Below are 1,802 nucleotides of genomic sequence, written 5' to 3'. Positions count from 1 at the left end.
CATTGGTACACATATAGTGGTCCATTATACATAGTATCTTGCTATTTAGTGTACTGGCTTATAGGTAGTCCATTTTAGGTATACCCTAAGTGCACCGGCCATTTATTAAACAATTCACATCACGAGGATGTTCTCATGCTTTGTGGTCCGGCCTACTTGTATCAATAAACAATTACTTTTGAATCAGCAACGTAGTCATGTAAACAACGCCTTTCTTTACGAAATATGAATAATGTATTGACCAAGCTAGCTAATTGCCCAATAGCTGGTATGAAACCTAATATTACGAAGCATCCATAACGAATTAAGATAACTTGAAATAAAGGGAGAATTTTATTTGTTGTATAAGAAACAATAGCAATTCCCAGCAACTTCTTTCCAACGGTTTGTCCGTTTTTGGCAAGTAAGGGTCCATTGATTAAAAAGAAAAATACCATAGAAACAGAGACAAGGATTAGCTCAAACACTGCTGAGTGTTGTTCTTCAAGTTGTTCTATAGTTCCTTCTAATATAAAGAAATCTGCAAAGAAATAGAGTGCTGTAGCAATAAGACCGCATATAAAAAAATCAATAAGATGGGCACAAAGCCTTCGCCATCTTGGAGCTAGTTCTGATATTTTGATCTCTTCAGGTTTGTCTAGTCTCGCTTCTGGAGTTTGATAAATCTCATTACTACTATGCATTGCTTGTCAACTATTGATTGTCATTTAAATGAGCAGCATTGTACCATGTTTATATTGGGATGGAATTACCTTCAGGCTATGATTTTGTTTGCTTAGAACTTGCTTGATCAACATTTTGTTAGTTGTGAGATTTTACTCGACTTTGGCCATTAAGAAGCTAAGGCATTGCAGGTAAAGCAATACTATTAGAGATTATAGCCTGAATTAACTCATGCCTAATGAAAACCATGATATGAATTAATTCTAACCTGTTGTTTCTAATATCTTATTTTTAGCTGTCATGTGTATTCAATAATGGCCAAAGTCGAGATTTTAGTAAAATGGCTAAATAGTATGTATAATAGCCGTAATTATGACATGACTACTTTTGTTTTTAAGTATTTTGGTGCGATGATAAATTGTTAATCACAAATAAACTTTTATATAAAAAATTAAATTCGTTAAGTATGATAATGAAGTATTTTTATATTTTTAGCCTACTATTATTACCTCTTGCAAGTATAGCTCAAGAGTCAAGTATTAAGTCCACAATGAATGAATATGGTAAAGCACTGAAAGTATATGACACAAAAAGAATGGCTGATTTGATGCATCCAGATGCATTGAAAAGATTTAAAAAAGTTATTCAAAATGCTTTGACAAGTGAAAGGTCAGAAAAAGCTAAGAAAGATCTACTACCAATGTTTGCTGTAGAAAGCATTCAAGATTTTGAAAAATTAAGTGAAAAAGAGGTCTTTCGAAGATCAAGCGAATTTATCGTATATTTAAAACCAGAATATATTGAGCTATTTAAGTCATCAACTATTACTTTTGTTGATGAATCATATTCAGGAAATAGGGGTTTTGCAGTATATAACATAGGAATTAATTTCAATGGCAAAGTGATTAAGCAACATGTTGTACAGCAAATGAAGCGACATGATGACAAATGGTTTTTGCTTCTTCCTGAGGAAGCAGAAGCTTCAATCGCTGCGATTGAAAACAGGTATTAGTTATATTTTCAATTTCTCCCTGGTCCATTTAGGGTGTACCCTAAATGGACTAGTCAATTAACTAGATCTGCCTTGATATTCCGTCGGTTACCCTCTGTATTCATATAGGTCTCACACCAGAAACAAG

2 protein-coding genes are annotated in these 1,802 nt (G+C 33.3%); one reads left to right on the top strand and one right to left on the bottom strand.

Annotated features, from left to right (window positions below):
• Nucleotides 1–161 precede the first annotated feature (161 nt).
• Nucleotides 162–683 carry an RDD family protein gene (locus tag F607_RS0126710; RefSeq protein WP_027710427.1) on the bottom strand — a complete coding sequence of 174 codons (522 nt, stop codon included), beginning with the start codon at nt 681–683 and terminating at the stop codon, nt 162–164.
• A gap of 452 nt (nt 684–1,135) precedes the next feature.
• Between F607_RS0126710 and F607_RS0126705 the strand changes: the two genes are divergently transcribed.
• Complete coding sequence (locus tag F607_RS0126705; RefSeq protein ID WP_027710426.1) at nt 1,136–1,675, top strand: hypothetical protein; 540 nt, start codon at nt 1,136–1,138, stop codon at nt 1,673–1,675.
• Nucleotides 1,676–1,802 lie beyond the last annotated feature (127 nt).

The organism is Zooshikella ganghwensis DSM 15267 (genome assembly GCF_000428585.1).
GTDB classification, from domain to species: domain Bacteria; phylum Pseudomonadota; class Gammaproteobacteria; order Pseudomonadales; family Zooshikellaceae; genus Zooshikella; species Zooshikella ganghwensis.
This window is presented reverse-complemented; position numbering and strand designations above follow the sequence as displayed.